A 17,549-nucleotide genomic window follows, 5' to 3' on the forward strand; every position below is an offset into this window, starting at 1 on the left:
CGACGACCGGCCCGGACGCTCTCGGACCCGACGACCTCTGAGCGGTGACCGCATTGCTTCTGCCACCCGGGCCGGAGAAGCCGGAAGGCGGGTGACCGCGCGCCGCAGATCGGGCGGCGCTGGCGGGCATCATCCCGGTTCTGCGCACCGGCCTGCGGTGGAAACACCTGCCGCGTTCCGAAGGGAGGCGGCAGTGGCGAGACGCGCCGGCGACGGCTCGGCGCGTGGCCGCCTGCGGCCTCGTCGGCGGAACGCGGGCCGGACGGTCCTGTCCCCGGCTCTCGGGCATGAACGCACGCGAGCACGTTCGGCGTCCCGGGGGCGGAGCACCCGATGCGCCTGGCGCGGACGCCCGCTCCCCGGTCGGATCGTTGAACCAGATGCCTGCTTCGGCTCTTCCCTATGCGCCGACGCGATCCATCTGCGCCGAGGCACGGAGGAACTCCATGCGTATTCTTGTTCTTGCTGCGCTCGCCGGCGTCGGTCTGGGCGTCCTGGCTGTCCCCGCCTCGGCCGTGCCAGCCGGTCCCGTGACCAGTATCGCGTCGCCGTCCGACATGGTCACCAACGTTCGGATGAGGCGCCATCACATGCGGCACCATCACATGCGGCGCCACTCGATGTCGCGGATCCAGCGGCGGCATCCCGGCGCAAGCTTCGTCCGGAACAAGACACGCGGTGCCGCGGGCGGCAGCAGTCGGGGCAATGGGGTCACCGGCAGCTACGCCGCGCCCAGCGGAAAGTAGGCTTCGACTCGCGGCGTCGTCACCGGCCCCCTGCTCTGCGGCACCGTGCCGGACCGTGGGCGGCCGATGGCGATGGCGGACAGCCAGAGCGGAACAGGGTGAGCCCGCCCGGTTTTCCGGTGCGGGCTTCTCTGTACGGCGCTGCGATCGACCGCCCGCGCAGGAAGTAGAAGCGGATCAGGACGAGGACCGGCCCGCCGAGGGCCGCGGCGGGCTTCCGGTCGGCAGGTCTCGCGCCAGGACCTGACGGGCGTTCCCATGGCCCGTGTTCCAGGTCCTGCAGGCAGCTCCGCCGGCGAGGCCGGTCAACCTCTCATTAACCATCCGCGCGCAGACCTCCGGGCCGGCCGAGCCCGAAGGAAGCCGATGCCCGTGACCCACCCATTCGTTGCCCAAGCTATCGCGGCCGAGACCGAGGCGATGAAAGCGGCGATCTTGGCCGAGAGGATGCGGGCCATGGAAGCGACGGGCGCCGCCCGAGCGTTTGCCGAGATGGCCGCCGCCCAGAGGGCCCGAGCAGCATGGGCCAGGGCTCAGATCGCGCCCCGGCGGACCGCATGACCATCGCACCAACGGCCGCCCGGCCGATGTCCTGAGTTCACATCTGCCGTCGGCGCGGACGTCTCAGGACGTCGACCACTCGCGCATGACCTCGTCCGCCGGCCGATCGAGAAGAACCTTTCCCCCCTCGATCGCGTGCACGAAATCGACCGGGATGAAGTGGTGCAGGCCACCCGCGGCGGCGTCCTTCTTGGTCAACTTGATCTCGCCCTTGTCGACATGATCGACGGTCCCGACGTGTTGGCCGTCAGAGCCGATGACCTCGGCATGTTCCTGTATCCGTGCGACATCGACCATCGGTTTCACTCCCTGTTGAGCAGCCGTAACCGGCGTCCGAACGGCGATGTTCCGGCCGAGTCGATCCGCACCGACGGAGGGGGCGCCGAGCCCCGTCACGGCCGGGGCAGCGAAGCCGCGTTCTACCTGGAGGACGAGGATGCCGGGCCGTTCGCCTGGATCCGAGTCGCACCCGACGGCGGAGACGCTGCCCGCGCACGATGCCACCGCGGCCGGCGGAAGCCCGTGATGACCGCCGTCATCACGGGCTTCCCGGTCCAGGGACGGGCGGCTCAGATTCCGGCTGCTGCCGTGGAGAGGCGGCGCGCCCGTTCGCTCGCGCCTTCCCGCACGGGGTCGAGAGCAGGGGCGTTCCTGTCGAGGAACGCCTGCGCGGCGACCGGATGTGTCGGCGCCGCGAGCAGCCGCGCTGAGCCGTCGGCCACACCGCGACGGACCGCGTCCCCCGACGCGCGGTCGTCCCTGGGGCCTCGATCGCGGCAGGCGCCACAACGACGCTTGGCCAAGCGTCGCGCGCGCCCAGACATGCTTCGGACCGGCGTAAAAACCCAGGGTCGCGATCTGCTGACTGTGGTAGACGCACAGAATGCCCGCTGGCGATCCAGCGTCTTACGGCCTTCGAGGAGAATTGCGGTGGCGCGTCCGGACCTCGGCACGAAGCGAATCTGCCCGACGACCGGGCGGAAATTCTACGATCTCGGCAAGAGCCCGGTGATCTCACCCTACTCAGGTGAGGTCGTGCCCATCGCTGCGACGACATCGTACTCCAGGGGGAGCGCGCCCGTGGCGGCGCGCAAGGAGGCGCCGAGCGACGAAGAGGACGAGACGGAGGGGCCTGAACTCGTCTCGCTGGATGAGGTTGCGGCGGAAGAGGCCGACAAAGACACCGATACCGACACCGAAGACGATGACGCTCTCGATATCGAGGACGACAGCGAGCAAGTCGACGATGACAACCTCGTCGTCGACGAGGATGACGACGACGACACCAGTGATCTCGTCGAGGTCACCGATGACGACGACGATCAATAGCCGCGTTCGACATCGGCGGCCGTTCGGCGGGCCGCCAATGATGCGTGCAGCCTCAGTCGCGGTTCGATCTGGTGGTGGGGCGGCTCATGAGCAGGGCCGCCCGCACCGCCATGCGGCGCGACGGCTCGTCGGCCTCGGTGTCAACCACGATCGCGGGCGCGGAGGGGTGGGCCGCGACCGCTGCCGCGAGATCGAGCAGGTGGTCTGGGCCGATCGAATGATCCTGCGTGGTCGGTCCGGCCAGATAGGCGTCGACGGCGGCGCCGACGTCTTCGATGGCGATACGCTCGGCGGTCACCAGATCCCAGAGCGTGGCCTCATCTGACATCCACGGCGTATCGCACCCGCCGCGCGAATATGCAACATTGTAACATGACCTCCGTCGACGGCGTCGGGCTGCGCGCGTATCGGCTGAGCGGCCGGCGCGATCCCTGCAGTGTGAGATGCCGAAGGCGCGCAGGACAGAGGGCACGTGACGGGCTCTCGCTGCCGAAGCAACGCCGTCGGCGCCCGGTGCGCCGACATCACCCTGTCGAGACGCGACGGTCAGGCTGCTGGGCCGCTGGACGTCGCGATCCACACCACGTGCCGCGGTCCGCTGCGCCCGTTGGCGTGGGGGCGAACCTCCTCGACGACGAAGCCCGAGCGCTGAAGGCGCGCTTTGAACTTGCGGTCGGGCGCCGCCGACCAGACGCCGAGCACGCCGCCCGGCCGCAGCGCCCGCCGCGCCGACTCCAACCCGTGGCTGTTGTAGAGGCGATCGTTCTCCGGGCGCACAAACCCTTCGGGTCCGTTGTCGACATCGAGCAGGATCGCGTCCCAGGCGGCCGGGCCGCACCGGATGAGATGGTCGACATCGGCCTCGCGCAGGTCGACGCGCGCGTCGTCCAGGCAGCCGGCGAAGACGCCCGCGAGCGGTCCACGCGCCCAAGCCGCGACCGTCGGCACCAGCTCGGCAACTGTGACGCTCGCCTCGGGCCCGAGGTTGCGCAGGGCCGCGCGAAGGGTGAAGCCCATTCCGAGGCCGCCGACCAGCACGCGCGCTGCACCCCGGCCGCGCACCCGGCCGCAAGCGATGATCGCCAGCGCCTCTTCGGAGGCTCCGCGCGTGCTGTTCATCAACTCGATCGTGTCGGCGACGATCGAGAACTCGTGGCCCCGCCGCATCAGGTGCAGCGGTGTGCCGCCCGGAACGATGCCGGTGTCGATATGCGTCCACGATGTCACAGGCGTTTCTCCGAAGGCCGGCGCCCTGGATATTCCAGCGCCCGGGAAGGATGCGTTATGAGACGCGCTCCTGACCGCACGTCGCGCCTGCAGTAAGCAGGGGCCGCGACAGCGCTCGCCTCGTTCGAGAAGCCGGCATCACCGCCCATGGCTAAGCGTACCAAGTCTCTGCCCAAGGTGCAGGGGTTCGTGCTGTTCGACGTCACCTACGCCGACGGCAGCCGCGCCTCGAACCGACGCGTGCCGGCCGAGATCCTGGGTGGCCTCGACGGCGATGAGCCGGCACGCGCTCTCATCAGCGCGCAGGAAGAGGAGATCGCCCGCAAGTCGGGGAGGCCGAAGCGCGAGATCGAGAGGATGACGCGGTCTCCGGCTCCGAGCGCGAAGCCCGATATGTGACGAGCGGCCCCAACACAGGCCACTCGTCGCGTGGTGATCAGCCCGCCTTCAGGTTGGCGGCGCTCTCCTTGCCGCTGCGACGGTCCGCCTCGACGTCATAGGAGATCTTCTGACCCTCGTTGAGGGAGCGAAGGCCCGCGCGCTCGACGGCCGAGATGTGGACGAACACGTCCTTGCCGCCATCGTCGGGCTGGATGAAACCGTAGCCCTTGGTCTCGTTGAACCACTTCACGGTACCTGTAGCCATGGCTGTATCCTGGTCGTGACCGGCTCGCCGACGTGGCGGGCCGTGACGCCTGAACTGGCCGCCGCGGCCGCCTGTTCCAGAGGTGATCCTTCCAGACGGCCGCGGTATAGTCCCGATCGACGCGCGAGGGAGATCGGGTCCCCGGGCGCGCTCGGAAGGCGGAGGGCTGGATCTCTCGCCGGTGCGTGCACCCGGAAGCGCCGCCGGTCCGGCGGGACCGGAGCCTCGATACGGACGACAGTGAGTAGCCTTTCGCCGCCTCGTCGGGGGGGCCTCGGAGACGAAGCGATCGTAATGCGCAGCGCCGTCGCTTATGCCGTGGCTGGGAGCGTGCTGGCGATGATGTCAGCCCGGTCGGCCGAGCAACCGCCGGCGATCAACGGCGCGGCTTACTGCGCCACGACGGCCGAACTCGTCGATGACGAGGCCTTCAGGCAGCAATGCCTCGACAGTGAAGCGAAGGCGGAAAATCACGTTCGCGCCTTGTGGGCGGAGACGCCGGACAGCGTCCGGACCACCTGCGCGAAGGAACTCCTGCTGGTGACGCCCTCCTACCAAGCCTTGTCGACCTGCATGTCCACGATGGTCGGGGACCTGTGGATGGCCGGCGAATTGAAGGTGCTGCCTCGATGACCCCGTGCCTCGCCTCCTGGATACGGCGCCGATCGCGCTCGTCGGCAGGAGGAGGCGGTCTAGATCTGTGGGCCGGTAGCGCGATGATCCGAGCCGACCGCTCGTAACGGCCGGTCGCAGGTTCGCGACTTTCCGCCCCTACCAAGCTTCCCTCCCTGCCTCGTGGACGAGGCGAAGGCCGGCCGGGCAGCGATCGGGGTGCGTCGCAGCGCTACACAACCGCAGTAAACATAATGCGAAAGGCGTATTGATGCATCATCTCTCGTCTTAAAATGCCTATATTCTGTATTCGCCGAATCGATATACGATCGAGCCGGATTATATTTTTGCTGGAATGTTCCGGCCCATTTTTATAAGGTTTGGAGATGGCGGCGCGCGTATATCACCCCAAATTTGACGGGCTGCGTGCGCTGGCGATAGTCGCCGTCATGTACGAACATTTTGTCAAGACTGACACTGTTGGCGGTCTCGGGACGGGGTTGTTCTTTTGCCTGAGCGGTTTTTTGATAACTGATATCATCCTCGACTATCGCGAGAGAATGACGCTGAAGCCAGCTGCCGTGCAGTTTTACTGGCACCGGTTCCTGCGCCTCGCGCCGCCTTTCTATCTGGCTATAGCTGTCTGTCTTGCCTTGGGCGTCGGAGGGTCCCACCGAACGCTTCTGGCAAACGCCTTCTATGTCGCAAATATCAATATGTTCGCAACTTCCGATTTCAATGAGTCGGGGCATTTCTGGACGCTCTCTGTGGAAGAGCAATTCTATTTGCTCTGGTTCCCCGTGGCGATGTTGGCGCCTGTCCGGCGTATTCCGGCGATCCTGATCGCGCTTATTATCGCAAGTCTACTATCTCGACTCCATTTCTGTCTGTATCGAGTACCTAACGAATGGATGTTGCCTATCAATAGTGCTGATCTGCTGTGCTCCGGCGCTCTGCTGGCGACCGCGCTTCGGAGCGGCGGTCCTTTGCAACGAAGACTGGCTGCGGCGCTGGATTTCCGATTTGCCCTGCCTGCGTCCTCAGTCGTCGCGGCGCACTACGCGCATCTGATGGATTGGGCTGGAATAAGCGGGAAGATGGTGGCCTTCTCGGCGACATGTCTATGTATGGCTTCGCTGATCAGGCATAGTCTGTCCGGGGTCGCGTGCCGGCCTCTGGATTGGCTCGCCATGCCTTCTCTGCGGCATGTGGGCAAGATAAGCTATGGGCTGTATGTCTATCATTATTTCGTGCCACAGATATGTGAGAAATTCATTCCGGACGTTCACACGTATTTGTCGCGCGGATTTTATCTGATCTGGATCACCGCCCTGTCGTTCATCGCTGCCGAATTGTCGTGGCGCTTTCTCGAGCAGCCTGTTCTTCGACTGAAGAGGATCCAATTGTCGCGCGCGACCTCATTGCAGGCGGGCTGAGTGCACAATTCCGACTGTGGCGGGGCTCGCGATGGCGGCCGCCCAGGGCAACGAAGCTCGGGATACGGGAGCGTCATGGCAAGCGCGAGGTACCAACTTGACGTCGGGACCCTGCGCCTCGCTCTGACCTGCCTCGGCGATAAGCCGCCACCCACCGTCGGAGGCCGTCCCGCGACGCTGCCGGGCCTTCACGACAGCCCACGCGGACAGGTCGGCGCAGAGGCACGCGGCGCGACGCTCTACTGGAACGGAGCGAGATTCGGCCCCGCTCCCTGGTCGCCCCCTCCCCTATCGGTCTCCGCATCTCCCGCGACGGATAGGGGCTACAGATTGTTCGACGCGGTCGCCTCTCGCGTTGCAGGTATGAAGCGCTTGGTCGACCAGACGATCTGGCCGGCATCGTCCCAGAGCGTCGCGGAACCGGAGCGATCGGCGAGCAGGGCCACGAACCGCGCTTCAGCTTGACTGATCGCTTCCGCGTTCGTCCATGCGTCGATCCGCTCGGAAGCGACCGAGAGTCCGCTCGCGCATCGGCGGTACACGGAGCATTCGAGGTGGAACACAGCCATCCCTGAGCGAAGCAACGTGCTTGCCACAGCGCGCGGCCGTGCATGCGCGCGCCTGTTGTCGGCGGCCTTCCAGCAGGCTCGCGCCGTCGCCGAGCGGGCGTTCCGCCGCACCGGCCCGTCGGCCGGTCTCATCGCGCATCGTCACAAAATTCGATTGCGAATACAGTTGATTATAAGTATAATCAGATCTCATTGAGAAAGCTGCGCGTCTGCGAGCGGAATGTTCCACGAGAACCGGTGGGCGTGATCGCACATAACTGGCGCGGGCCGGATGCCGTGGCTCATCGACAGATGTCATGGGAGGAGGCACATGCTAAGCAGGCGCATGTTCACCGGCTGCGCGATCTGCGCGGCCCTCGGCGTAGTGGCCGACGACGTGTCGGCGCAGGGGCCCGGCGGCATAAAGCGGACCATCACGTCGCGAGCCGATGGTCCGATGGAGGGTTACGAGACTCTTCAAGTCGTGGTCGATCTTGAGCCGAACTTCGTGCTCGATTGGCACACGCATCCCGGCACCGAGGCGGGCTACACGGTGGGAGGCGTCGGGGAACTGCGCGTCAAGGGCAAGGACGCGCAGATGCTCAGGGCCGGTTCGTCCTGGGTAACCGCGGCCGAAACGCCCCACATGCTGCAGAACGGATCCGAGGCAACCAAGCTGCTCGTCACGTTCACGGTGCAGAAGGGGAAGCCTCTGGCATCGCCGGCCCCGGCTCCAACGTAGACGCGCACCGTCCGGGCGGACGCACATCAGGTTCGCTCCGCCGTCGCCTTCCGCCGGCCATGAGCCTGCACGATGTCGGCCGCGGCGGTAGGGCGTCATCCAAATGGGGGTGGTGTTCCGGAGCACGTCGCGCAGTGATGTGCGGTGCTTAATCATGGATCGCACCGCCATCGCCGATGAGACTATGCGGCGTCGGTGCTGGAGGGTCTCCACCATGTTGACTCGCACCGTCGTCGGGCTCGCCGCCCCCGTCTTCCTCGTCGCCGCGTGGATCGGTCCGTCTCTGGCCCAGCCCGCCGCCAATGGCGGGCCGAAGATCCTGATCCACGGCAACTACTGCGGTCCGGGTAACAATGCCCCGTTGCCGCCGGTCGACGCGCTCGACGCGGCCTGTGCTCGTCACGACGCCTGCACGCCGGATGTCGGCCTGCCCTCGAAGGCTTGCAATCTCCGGCTAGAGCGGGAGGCGGCGGCAGTCGCCCGGGACCCGCGCCAGCCGGATGATGTCCGCTCCCTGGCAGGCTTCGTGGCCTCCTTCGCTGCCTCCGCCGCGTCGAGCGCCGCTCCGTCGGTGCTCCCGGCGAGGCTCGGGCGCTGAGAGAGGGCGAGCCGGATTCCGCCAGCCGGAGCCATCGTCCGCCCGGGGCTGCATGCCGTGGAAGAGCGCGCCGGCGGCTATCCAACGGCCGATCGGGCTCTTGCCGGCAAGCTCCAGTCCACCGACGGCCTTCGCGGCGTCCGCCGGGTCGGGTTTCTGTCCGGTGGTTGATCCGCGTGTGATCGTCGCCCGCGGAGGCTGACGGCTCGGTGACCTCGACATCGAGACAGCCCGTTCTCCGATACGGCGCGGCATGCCGGAACAGGTTGCCGCTGCCGGAGGCTCAGCTAACCTGCGCACAACCGTCGCCGCTGTGTGGCGCACCTCAGCACGCGGCAGGTCGACCATGAGAGGCGCGGCGGTCAGATGGTTCGTTGTCGCGCTTACGGGCCTCGCGAGCACCGAAGCCGTCGCGCGACGTCATCGGGCGGGCAGCTCTACTGCTCAGGGAACGATCGGGGCGCCCCCACTCGCATCTCCGCGATCGCCGGCCACGACGCTGCGGCCGCCTTCCGACGGCATCATCCATTGGAACACGCCGAACAAGGACGGCAACCTCGGTGGCCCCGGCACCGGCGGCGGCGGCGGTGGGGGAGGCTGACACGATCCATCTCCGTCACCTGCTGACTTCCGGACGTGCTACGCGGGCAACGCCCCGGTCGCCTGCCGTCGGCGCCGCCGTGATCGGCTTACCTCCGCCCTCGGCACGCGGATGCAGCTCGGCCGAGCAGCCGCCCCGGCCGCGCCTGCAGCCGCTGCAGCACCCGGTCGAACACACCGGCCTCGCGCCACCGGTAGAACCGGCTCGACACCGCTCCCACAGCACCGCAGCGCGCCGGTCGATCCTCCCAGGGTGCACCCGTGCGCTTCGATCCGGAGCATGCCGTCGAGGACTTGCCGGTGATCCTCCGCGGGCCGACCCGTGCGCGGCTTCCGCGGAGGCCGCACCGGGGCGATCTGCTCCCACCGCGCGTCGGTCAGTTCGAAGCGTCGCATCAAGCCGGCAGGGGTCCGACCACCCAGCCTGCGCACCCCTTTGCGGAGACGCCCCGGGCGGATGCTGCCGGGCGGCCTGAAAATCCCGTCGAATCCTCTCAAGGAGGGAACGGCCGATCGAGAACTGGCTAATTTGACCCCGGCTTCTGCAGTATCTCTGAAGTGGTCGGTTACGCGCCGAACGCGGCGTGGGCGGCCCTGTTCCGAGAAACGGCCGTTCCACTTCGAGCCGTTCAAACGCTGTCGATCGTAACCGGCGAGCGAACATCGGCCTGATCGATGGATTGAGCATCGACGCGGCGGGTCGGATCTGCTTCAAGGCGGCAATAGAAAATGGGAGGGGACATGTCAGGTCTGCCGAAACGCCTCGCGGGGCTCGCATTCGCGACCGCTGCCCTCATGAGCCTCGCCACTCCGACGCGCGCCGACGATTTCGTTGCCATCCTCACCGGAGGAACCTCGGGCGTGTACTAACCCGATGGGGGTCGCTCTCTCGAAGATCTTCACCGAGAAGGTATCGGGTGCGCGCCCGTCGGTTCAGGCCACCAAGGCCTCTGTCGAGAACCTCAACTTGGTCCAGGGCGGCAAGGGAGAGCTCGCCTTCACCCTCGGCGACAGCCTAGCGGCCGGATGGAAGGGTGATGAGGAGGCGGGCTTCCGGCGTAAGCTCGATAAATTGCGCGGCGTCACGGCGATCTACCCGAACTACGTCCAGATCGTCGCGTCCAAGGAATCCGGCATCCGGACCCTGGCGGACCTGAAGGGCAAGCGACTCTCCGTCGGCGCGCCCAAATCGGGCACCGAGCTGAACGCGCGCGCGATCCTGGACGCCGCCGGCCTGAGCTACAAGGATCTCGGCAAGGTCGAGTATCTGCCCTTCGGCGAGTCCGTCGAACTGATGAAGAACCGTCAGCTCGACGCGACGCTGCAGTCGGCCGGGCTCGGCGTCTCCTCGATCCGCGACCTCGCGACCTCGACGCCGATCACGGTCGTGGCCATTCCGGCGGCGCTCGTCGACAAGGCGGGCGCCCCCTTCGTCAAGCAGTCGATCCCGGCGAACACCTACGAGGGACAGGCCGAGCCGGTCGAGACGGCGGCGGTCGTGAACTACCTCGTGACCCGGTCGGACCTCTCCGACGACCTCGTCTACAGGATGACGAAGGCGATGTACGAGAGCCTGCCCGAATTGCAGGCCGCGCACTCGGCCGCGAAGGCCATCGATGTCCAGAAGGCGGCCGAGGGTATGCCGGTGCCGCTCCATCCCGGCGCGGCCCGCTACCTCAAGGAGAAGGGCGTGCCTGTCGCCACCCCGTGACGCGCGCGGCGACGGATCCGAGATCACGATGCGTCTGGGCGGGCTCGGAGGATCGGCTCGGCCCGCCGATGGAAGGCACTCCATGAACGAGCGGGTCGACCAGGCCGAGTTGCAGAATCCCGAGCACGGGCTGCCGGAGAATTTCGGGGCCGGCTGGCCGGGCCGCCTCCTGTTCTGGCTGGCGGTGGCCTTCTCGACCTTCCAGATCGTGACCGCCTTCGGCGTTCCGCTCGACCGCGCGATCGTGCTCGGCGTCACGCCGCTCGATCTCGCGTGGGCGGCCCTGGCGGCCGGCGCCATCTTCATCGGCTGGTCTGCCGCGCGGCGGCGTCCGTTGCCGGACGGGCTGTTCGCCGTCGGCGCGCTGGCGCTCACCGTCGGCCTGGTGACCAAGTTCCCCGGCGGGCTGCCGAGCCAGGCGGTCCGCACGCTCCACGTCGGCTTCCTGTGCCTTGTCGGCGGCGGCCTGCTGGCGAACCACCGGTCGCGCACGGGCGTGACGCGCGGTCTGGGCTGGGCGCTCGCGGTCGCGGGCTTCCTGATCGGCGCCTACCAGTGGGCCTTCTACGACGACCTCGTCTCGCGCGCGGGCGAGTTGACGGATGCCGACCTCTATGTCGGGCTCGCCCTGATCGCGCTGCTGTTCTACTTCGTCGCCCGCATCATGGGGCCGGCCCTCGTCATCGTGGCAGGCACGTTCCTCGCCTACTGCCTGCTCGGCCAGTATCTGCCGGCGCCGCTCAACCATCGCGGCTACGGCCTCGAGCAGGTCGTCGAGCACATGGCCTTCGGCACCGAGGGCATCTACGGCACGCCCGTCTACGTGTCATCGACCTACATCTTCCTGTTCGTCCTGTTCGGCGCCTTCCTCGAGCGCGCCGGCATGATCGCGCTGTTCACCGATCTCGCCATGAGCCTGTTCGGCTCGGCGCGGGGCGGCCCCGCGAAGGTCGCGGTGTTCTCTTCCGCGCTCATGGGCACGATCTCGGGGTCCGGCGTCGCCAACGTCGTGGCGGTCGGCCAGTTTACCATCCCGCTGATGAAGCGCTTCGGCTACAAGCCGGCCTTCGCGGGCGGCGTCGAGGCGACCGCCTCCATGGGCGGGCAGATCATGCCGCCGGTGATGGGGGCGGTGGCGTTCATCATGGCCGAGACGATCGACGTGCCCTACGTCGAGATCGTCAAGGCGGCGATCATCCCGGCTCTCCTCTACTACCTCTCCGCCTTCCTGGCCGTGCATTTCGAGGCCGGCCGGCGCGGCCTGGTCGGGCTGCCCCGCGGCGAGCTGCCGAGCGCCAAGGCGGCCCTGCGCGAGCGCTGGTTCCTCATCCTGCCGCTCGCCGTCCTCGTCTACCTGCTCTTCGCGGGGTACACGCCGCTGTTCGCGGGGTCGGTCGGCCTCGCGCTCACCGTCACCCTGATCCTCGGCGGCACCATCGCCCTCGGCTTCGGCCGCGACGCCGTCCGCTCGATCTTCTACGTCGCGCTCGGCCTCATCGCCGCGGCGGCGCTCTGGGTCGGGGTCATGCTCGTCCTGGCGCTCGTCCTCGTCATGGTGGCCGCCAGTCTGCTCACGCACGGCGGTCGCGACACGCTCGTCGCCTGCCGCAACGCCCTCGCCGACGGCGCCCGGCAGGCCCTTCCGGTCGGTCTGGCCTGCGCGGTCGTCGGCATCGTGATCGGCACGATGACGCTGACCGGCGTCGGGACGATCTTCGGCAACTACGTCGTGTCGGTCGGCCAGAGTTCGCTCATCGCGTCCCTCATCCTGACGATGGTGGTGAGCCTGATCCTCGGCATGGGCATCCCGACGATCCCCAACTACATCATCACCTCGTCGCTCGCCGCACCCTCGCTCCTGACGCTGGGCGTGCCGCTCATCGTCAGCCACATGTTCGTGTTCTACTTCGGCATCATGGCGGACCTGACGCCGCCGGTGGCGCTGGCCTGCTTCGCGGCGGCGCCGATCGCGCGCGAGAGCGGCTTCAAGATCAGCCTGGAGGCGATCCGGATCGCGCTGCCCGGCTTCGTCGTGCCCTACATGGCGGTCTACGATCCGGCGCTGATGGCGCAGAACACCACCGGGATCGGCGGACCGGCCTTCGCGGCGGCCGTCGCCTACATGTGCGTGAAAGCCGCCGCCGCGGTGTTCCTGTGGGGCGCCGCCACGAGTGGCTTCCTCCGCGGTCCGATGCGGGCGTGGGAGCGGGGCGTCGCCGTCCTGGGCGCCCTCCTGCTCGTGGTCGCCCTGCCGCTGACCGATCAGGTCGGCTTCCTGCTCGGGGCCGTCGCGGTCGGCGCGCATCTCTGGCGGCTGCGCGGGGTCGCGGCCCGGCCGGCGTGATCTGCCTCCTCGCCGCGGGCGTGCTCGCCCCACTCGGCGCGCAGGCCATCACGCTGCGCTGGACCCACTCGGTCGAGAAGATCGTGTGGGAGGAGGACTGGGTGGACGCGCCCGCCGGCCTGACCCTGACCGCGAGCCGCGTCCGGGGTTCGGGCGCCGGCATGGAGCCCGCCGCCGATGCGCGCTGGGTCGACGGCGCCTGGACCTGGCAGCCGCACGTGAACCCGCTTCGCGCGGTCATTCTCCGGCGCTCGGGAGCGACGGCGGACTGGTCCGTCTGCCGACAGGGGCGCTGCGAGCCGATGAGCGCGTATGTCGGACCGCTGGCCGATCCGGTGACGCTGACCTCGTGCGAACCCGGCCCGCGTGGCGAGAAGGGCGCGCCCTCAGGCCGGCCGTCCGACTGATCCGGCCGCCGCGCCGCCCTTGCGCGACAAACCATTCCCGACAGGCGCCGGCTGCAGGTTGCTGGCAGCGGGAAACGATGCGATAGGCGGCCCCGGGTGCGCGATCCGGAGGTCGGGTCGGCAGGCTTCTGCGCTGGTCGGGCCGCCAGCGGCAGAGGGCGTGTGCGCGTGCCGTCTCTTCCCCGTCGTCCCTTCTCGTCGCTGCGCGACCTGCTCACGAGCGCCGCCGGCGGCGGTCTCGTGCTCATGGCAAGCGCCGCGCTGGCCCTGGCCATCGCGAACTCGCCGCTGGCCGACACCTACTTCGCCGCGCTGAAGGCCCATCTCGGGCCGCTCTCGGTCCTGCACTGGATCAACGACGGCCTGATGGCCGTGTTCTTCCTGCTCGTCGGCCTGGAGATCAAGCGCGAGCTGCTGGACGGCCGCCTGCGGACCTGGCCGGACCGGATCCTGCCGGGGGTCGCCGCGCTCGGCGGCATGATCCTCCCGGCGCTCGTCTACGCCGCTGTCAACCGGCACGCGCCCGAGACCCTGCGCGGCTGGGCCATCCCGACCGCCACCGACATCGCCTTCGCGCTGGGCGTGCTGGCCCTGCTCGGCTCCCGGGTGCCGGTCTCCCTGAAGGTGTTCCTGACCGCGCTCGCCATCATCGACGACCTCGGCGCGGTGATCATCATCGCCCTGTTCTACACCGCGGATCTGTCGCTGCCGATGCTCGGCGGCGCGGCCGTGGTCCTGGCGGCCCTGTATGGGCTCAACAAAGCCGGGGTCAGCCGCCTGTGGCCCTACCTCGCCCTCGGCGCCGTGCTGTGGGTGTTCACCCTCCTGTCGGGGGTGCACGCGACCATCGCGGGCGTCCTGCTCGCCCTGACGGTGCCGCTCCGGCTGAGCGTCGGGCGGCCGGACGACCCGACCTCGCCGCTGCACATCCTCGAGCACGCGATCAGCCCGTGGACGGCCTTCCTGATCCTGCCGGTGTTCGGATTCGCCAATGCCGGCGTGTCCTTCGCGGGTTTCGGGCCCGCGATGCTGCTCGATCCGGTGACGCTCGGCGTGGCGCTCGGCCTGTTCCTCGGCAAGCAGTTCGGCGTGTTCGGCTTCGTGATCGCGACCGTCCGGCTCGGCTGGGCTCAGCGCCCGGCCGGCGCGACGTGGGCGCAGGTCTACGGCGTCACCGTCCTCTGCGGGGTCGGCTTCACGATGAGCCTATTCATCGGCCTGCTGGCCTTCGCTGAGCGGCCGGATCTGGAAGCCGAGACCAAAGTCGGCGTGCTGCTCGGCTCGCTGGCGTGCATGGCGGCCGGGGCCCTGGTGCTGCGGCTCGCCCCGCAGAGTCCGGCTCACCGCTGAGCCGAGACCAGCCGTCGCCGTGCCTCCGGCGCGCGACCGCCTCCCCGCGTCGACATCCATGAACCAGGTGAAGCACCATGCCTCGTCAGTTCCCTCGGCGTTGTCCCGGCGCCATCGAAGGCCGCCTGTCGGACCTCGTGCTCGCCCTCACCGGGGTCCTGCTTCTCGGGGCGATGATCCTGCTGGGGCTCTCGTGGTTGACGGGCGACGCCGAGGGCGCCGCAGCGGGGTACGTGCCGACGCGGGGCTCCTGAGCTCCGCCCCTGATGGACTGACGACCGATGACGACCCTGACAGCGACGCTGCGCGGGTTGTACGAGGGGGAAACGCGACGCGCTTACCGCTTCCGCTACGCCCTGCTCGTGTTCGACGTGGCGACCCTCGCCTTCGTGATCGTCACGTCAATCCTGCCGCTGATGGCCTGGATCATTTCTGCGACGTGGCGCTGGGCCTGTGCATCCTGCTCGATTTCGCGGCCCGTCTCGGCATCAGCCGCGCGCCGCTGCGCGAGTTCAGGCACCCGAGCACCTGGACGGACCTCGGGGCGGTCGCCTCGTTGCTCGCGCCCGACCAACCTCGCGGTGTTCGTGTTCACGATGACCGGCATCGTCTACGCCACGGCGAGGTTGCCCCGAGCGCGGCGTGGACGACGGTGGTCGAGCCGCCCCGTTTCATGGGTGGTGCTCCGGAGGGGCGCGTTGGCGGAGGGGGCGAGGCCGGCCGACTGTCGTCAGGCGGCGTCCCGCTCCGGCAGATCCTTGAGGGTCCGGCGTGCCACCATGCCCAGCGTCGAGCCCTGGACGACGATGGTGAACAGCACCACCGCGTAGGTCGCCGCGAGGATGGCCGGCTTGGCGTCGCTCTCAGGGACGGACAGGGCCAGCGCCACGGAGATGCCGCCGCGCACCCCGGCCCAGGTCAGGAACGGCACGTTGCGCGGGGAGAGGTTGCCGCCCCAACGGAACGCCAGCAGGGGCGTCGAGACCGCCGCGAGGCGCGCGATCAGCACGATGGGGACGGCGCACGCGGCGAGGACGAGCCCGCCGGCCTGGAAGCGCAGCACCAGGACCTCCAGGCCGATAAGCAGGAACAAGACCGAGTTCAGCACCTCGTCGATCAGGGTCCAGAGCGAGGACACGTAGCCTTGCGTCTCCTCGCTCATCGCGTCGCGCGGCGCGCGGTCGCCGACGAGCAGCCCCGCCGCGACCACCGCGAGCGGGCCGCTGAAGTGGAGCTTCTGAGCGAGCGCGTAGGTGCCGGCGACGAGCGCGAGGGTGATCAGCACCTCGACCGGGAAGTCGTCGATGGCCCGCATCGCCCGGTAGGCGACGTAGCCGGTGACCATGCCGAGGACGAGCCCGCCGCCGGCCTCCTGCAGGAGCAGGCGGGCGACGCCGCCGGCGCTCTTGGCCTCCCCGCCCGAGCCGGCGGCGAACGCGACGAGGACCGTGAACAGCACGATGCCGATGCCGTCGTTGAAGAGGGCCTCGCCCTGCATCTCGACCTCGAGCGCCTCCGGCACCCGCACGTTCTTCAGCGTCGCCAGCACCGCCACGGGGTCGGTCGGGCTGATCAGCGCGCCGAACACGAGGGCCCAAGCGAGCGGGACGGGCTGGCCGAGGGCGTCGGCCGCGAACCAGAACGCGCCCCCGACGATGGCGGTGGAGATCAGCGTGCCGACGAGGGCGAGCGTCGCCACCGCCCAGGCCCGGTCGCGCAGCGCCCGCAGATCCAGGCTCATGGCGCCGGCGAACAGCAGGAAGGCCAGCATGCCGTTCATCACCACGTCGGTGAAGTCGACCTGGCGGAGAATCGTCGTGAGGTCCTCGTAGAGGTGCTGGCCCGGGAGAGCGAGATCGAGACCCAGAAGGGCGAGCGACGCGAGCAACCCCATCACCAGCAATCCGATGGTGTGCGGAAGCCGCAGGAACCGATGGTTCAGCCAGCCGAACAGGGCCGACAGGGTCAGAAGCAGGGCGGCGAGGTCGAAGATGGAGATCACGGGCTTTCCCCGCCCGGGCCGCGGGAGGGTGCGGGGGGCTTCACGGTGAGAGGGCTCAACGCGCCTGCACGCGTTCGGTCGCGCCTGCGGCGGAGAGCACGGCGTTCGCGGCGGCGACGTCGCCGGCCTCCCGCGGCATCTCCGACGCCGGGCCATCGCCGGACCGGCGGCAGAGGCGCACGAGATAGGGGAAGTGGTCCGAGCCGAAGGCGTCGAGGCGCTCGATGGACAAAGTCTCGAAGCCCCCTTCGTGGAAGACATGGTCGAGCGGCCACCGCCACAGGGACGAGCGGGCGTTCCAAGTGGCGACGTAGCCGCGGTCTCGGCGCGGGTCGATCAGCCCGGACAGCCTCACCATGCGCGCGACCGCGATCTCCCAGGGCGTGGCGTTGAGGTCGCCGGCAATCACGCCCGGCTCGACCCGTTCACGCAGCACGACCGCCGCCGCGTAGAGCTGGGCGTCGCGCCTGCGGGCCGATCGGTCGGGACCAGCGGGACGAGGCTCGCGGCCGCGAGGGTCCCGGCGAGCACGATCAAGACGAGGCGGGCGAGGGCGCTCACGAGCGGCCCTGCGCGGCCCGATCCACTCTCGCGCTGGCGGCGCATCGAACTCGCGATCCGGCACTGGTCGCATCGATCCTGTTCATGATGCACTTGCCGGATAGGTCGAGAACAGGATGAGCGATCGGC

The 17,549-nt window shown here is 68.7% G+C and carries 19 protein-coding genes and 3 pseudogenes; 13 read left to right on the top strand and 9 right to left on the bottom strand.

From position 1 onward, the window contains the following. Positions 1-44 precede the first annotated feature (44 nt). Positions 45-237 (top strand): annotated as a pseudogene (locus MMR14E_RS17025) (transposase); the annotation flags it as partial. Positions 238-446: 209 nt separating this feature from the next. Continuing rightward, positions 447-746, top strand: a complete 300-nt coding sequence (locus tag MMR14E_RS17030; protein ID WP_331315867.1) for a hypothetical protein — start codon at positions 447-449, stop codon at positions 744-746. A gap of 624 nt (positions 747-1,370) precedes the next feature. Here MMR14E_RS17030 and MMR14E_RS17035 read toward each other — a convergent pair. Continuing rightward, positions 1,371-1,604: a DUF2171 domain-containing protein gene (locus tag MMR14E_RS17035; RefSeq protein ID WP_331315868.1), complete on the bottom strand. Its 234-nt coding sequence runs from the start codon at positions 1,602-1,604 to the stop codon at positions 1,371-1,373. A 633-nt stretch (positions 1,605-2,237) separates the two neighbouring features. On the opposite strand from MMR14E_RS17035, the gene MMR14E_RS17040 reads away from it, so the two are divergent. Beyond that, on the top strand, positions 2,238-2,636 hold the full coding sequence (locus MMR14E_RS17040; RefSeq protein WP_331315869.1) for a TIGR02300 family protein: 399 nt from the start codon (positions 2,238-2,240) through the stop codon (positions 2,634-2,636). A gap of 52 nt (positions 2,637-2,688) precedes the next feature. Here the strand turns inward: MMR14E_RS17040 and MMR14E_RS17045 are convergent, their stop codons facing one another. Beyond that, positions 2,689-2,964, bottom strand: coding sequence for a hypothetical protein (locus MMR14E_RS17045; RefSeq protein WP_331315870.1), 276 nt, complete (start codon positions 2,962-2,964; stop codon positions 2,689-2,691). A gap of 218 nt (positions 2,965-3,182) precedes the next feature. Next, entirely contained in the window at positions 3,183-3,803 is a 621-nt protein-coding gene (locus tag MMR14E_RS17050; protein ID WP_419539364.1) for a hypothetical protein, read from the bottom strand. A 207-nt stretch (positions 3,804-4,010) separates the two neighbouring features. On the opposite strand from MMR14E_RS17050, the gene MMR14E_RS17055 reads away from it, so the two are divergent. Further along, entirely contained in the window at positions 4,011-4,262 is a 252-nt protein-coding gene (locus MMR14E_RS17055) for a hypothetical protein (protein ID WP_331315872.1), read from the top strand. A gap of 37 nt (positions 4,263-4,299) precedes the next feature. On the opposite strand, the gene MMR14E_RS17060 is transcribed toward MMR14E_RS17055, so the two are convergent. Continuing rightward, complete coding sequence (locus MMR14E_RS17060; protein WP_020094851.1) at positions 4,300-4,509, bottom strand: cold-shock protein; 210 nt, start codon at positions 4,507-4,509, stop codon at positions 4,300-4,302. 294 nt (positions 4,510-4,803) lie between these two features. On the opposite strand from MMR14E_RS17060, the gene MMR14E_RS17065 reads away from it, so the two are divergent. Then, positions 4,804-5,142 (top strand): hypothetical protein, encoded by a 339-nt coding sequence (locus MMR14E_RS17065; RefSeq protein WP_331315873.1) that lies wholly within the window; start codon positions 4,804-4,806, stop codon positions 5,140-5,142. Between the two features lie 365 nt (positions 5,143-5,507). Next, on the top strand, positions 5,508-6,557 hold the full coding sequence (locus tag MMR14E_RS17070; protein WP_331315874.1) for an acyltransferase: 1,050 nt from the start codon (positions 5,508-5,510) through the stop codon (positions 6,555-6,557). Between the two features lie 323 nt (positions 6,558-6,880). Here the strand turns inward: MMR14E_RS17070 and MMR14E_RS17075 are convergent, their stop codons facing one another. Continuing rightward, positions 6,881-7,120 (bottom strand): hypothetical protein, encoded by a 240-nt coding sequence (locus MMR14E_RS17075; RefSeq protein ID WP_331315875.1) that lies wholly within the window; start codon positions 7,118-7,120, stop codon positions 6,881-6,883. A 316-nt stretch (positions 7,121-7,436) separates the two neighbouring features. Between MMR14E_RS17075 and MMR14E_RS17080 the strand changes: the two genes are divergently transcribed. Beyond that, positions 7,437-7,847: a cupin domain-containing protein gene (locus tag MMR14E_RS17080; protein WP_331315876.1), complete on the top strand. Its 411-nt coding sequence runs from the start codon at positions 7,437-7,439 to the stop codon at positions 7,845-7,847. A gap of 214 nt (positions 7,848-8,061) precedes the next feature. Beyond that, the gene (locus tag MMR14E_RS17085) at positions 8,062-8,445 is read left to right on the top strand and encodes a hypothetical protein (RefSeq protein WP_331315877.1); all 384 of its coding nucleotides are present in this window, start codon (positions 8,062-8,064) and stop codon (positions 8,443-8,445) included. A 655-nt stretch (positions 8,446-9,100) separates the two neighbouring features. Here MMR14E_RS17085 and MMR14E_RS17090 read toward each other — a convergent pair. Beyond that, positions 9,101-9,441 (bottom strand): annotated as a pseudogene (locus MMR14E_RS17090) (transposase); the annotation flags it as partial. A 345-nt stretch (positions 9,442-9,786) separates the two neighbouring features. Here MMR14E_RS17090 and MMR14E_RS17095 point away from each other — a divergent pair. The 5 genes and pseudogenes from MMR14E_RS17095 to MMR14E_RS17115 all read left to right on the top strand — a co-directional run bounded on the left by MMR14E_RS17095 (position 9,787) and on the right by MMR14E_RS17115 (position 15,111). Further along, a pseudogene (locus tag MMR14E_RS17095) lies at positions 9,787-10,756 on the top strand (TAXI family TRAP transporter solute-binding subunit). An 82-nt stretch (positions 10,757-10,838) separates the two neighbouring features. Continuing rightward, entirely contained in the window at positions 10,839-13,100 is a 2,262-nt protein-coding gene (locus MMR14E_RS17100; RefSeq protein ID WP_331315879.1) for a TRAP transporter permease, read from the top strand. Next, entirely contained in the window at positions 13,097-13,507 is a 411-nt protein-coding gene (locus MMR14E_RS17105; protein WP_331315880.1) for a DUF1850 domain-containing protein, read from the top strand. Before MMR14E_RS17100 ends, MMR14E_RS17105 begins: the two co-directional genes overlap by 4 nt. Positions 13,508-13,675: 168 nt before the next feature. Continuing rightward, positions 13,676-14,857 (top strand): Na+/H+ antiporter NhaA, encoded by a 1,182-nt coding sequence (gene nhaA / locus MMR14E_RS17110; protein ID WP_331315881.1) that lies wholly within the window; start codon positions 13,676-13,678, stop codon positions 14,855-14,857. Between the two features lie 77 nt (positions 14,858-14,934). Continuing rightward, positions 14,935-15,111 carry a hypothetical protein gene (locus MMR14E_RS17115; protein WP_331315883.1) on the top strand — a complete coding sequence of 59 codons (177 nt, stop codon included), beginning with the start codon at positions 14,935-14,937 and terminating at the stop codon, positions 15,109-15,111. Positions 15,112-15,206: 95 nt separating this feature from the next. On the opposite strand, the gene MMR14E_RS17120 is transcribed toward MMR14E_RS17115, so the two are convergent. The 3 genes from MMR14E_RS17120 to MMR14E_RS17130 form a co-directional block, all read right to left on the bottom strand. Next, entirely contained in the window at positions 15,207-15,464 is a 258-nt protein-coding gene (locus tag MMR14E_RS17120) for a hypothetical protein (protein ID WP_331315885.1), read from the bottom strand. A 123-nt stretch (positions 15,465-15,587) separates the two neighbouring features. Then, a complete protein-coding gene (locus MMR14E_RS17125) occupies positions 15,588-16,859 on the bottom strand; it encodes a sodium:proton antiporter (protein ID WP_331315886.1) in 1,272 nt (423 codons plus the stop codon). Positions 16,860-16,914: 55 nt separating this feature from the next. Next, complete coding sequence (locus MMR14E_RS17130; protein ID WP_331315887.1) at positions 16,915-17,493, bottom strand: endonuclease/exonuclease/phosphatase family protein; 579 nt, start codon at positions 17,491-17,493, stop codon at positions 16,915-16,917. Between the last annotated feature and the right edge of the window lie 56 nt (positions 17,494-17,549).

This window comes from Methylobacterium mesophilicum, assembly GCF_036441335.1.
Lineage (GTDB): Bacteria > Pseudomonadota > Alphaproteobacteria > Rhizobiales > Beijerinckiaceae > Methylobacterium > Methylobacterium mesophilicum_B.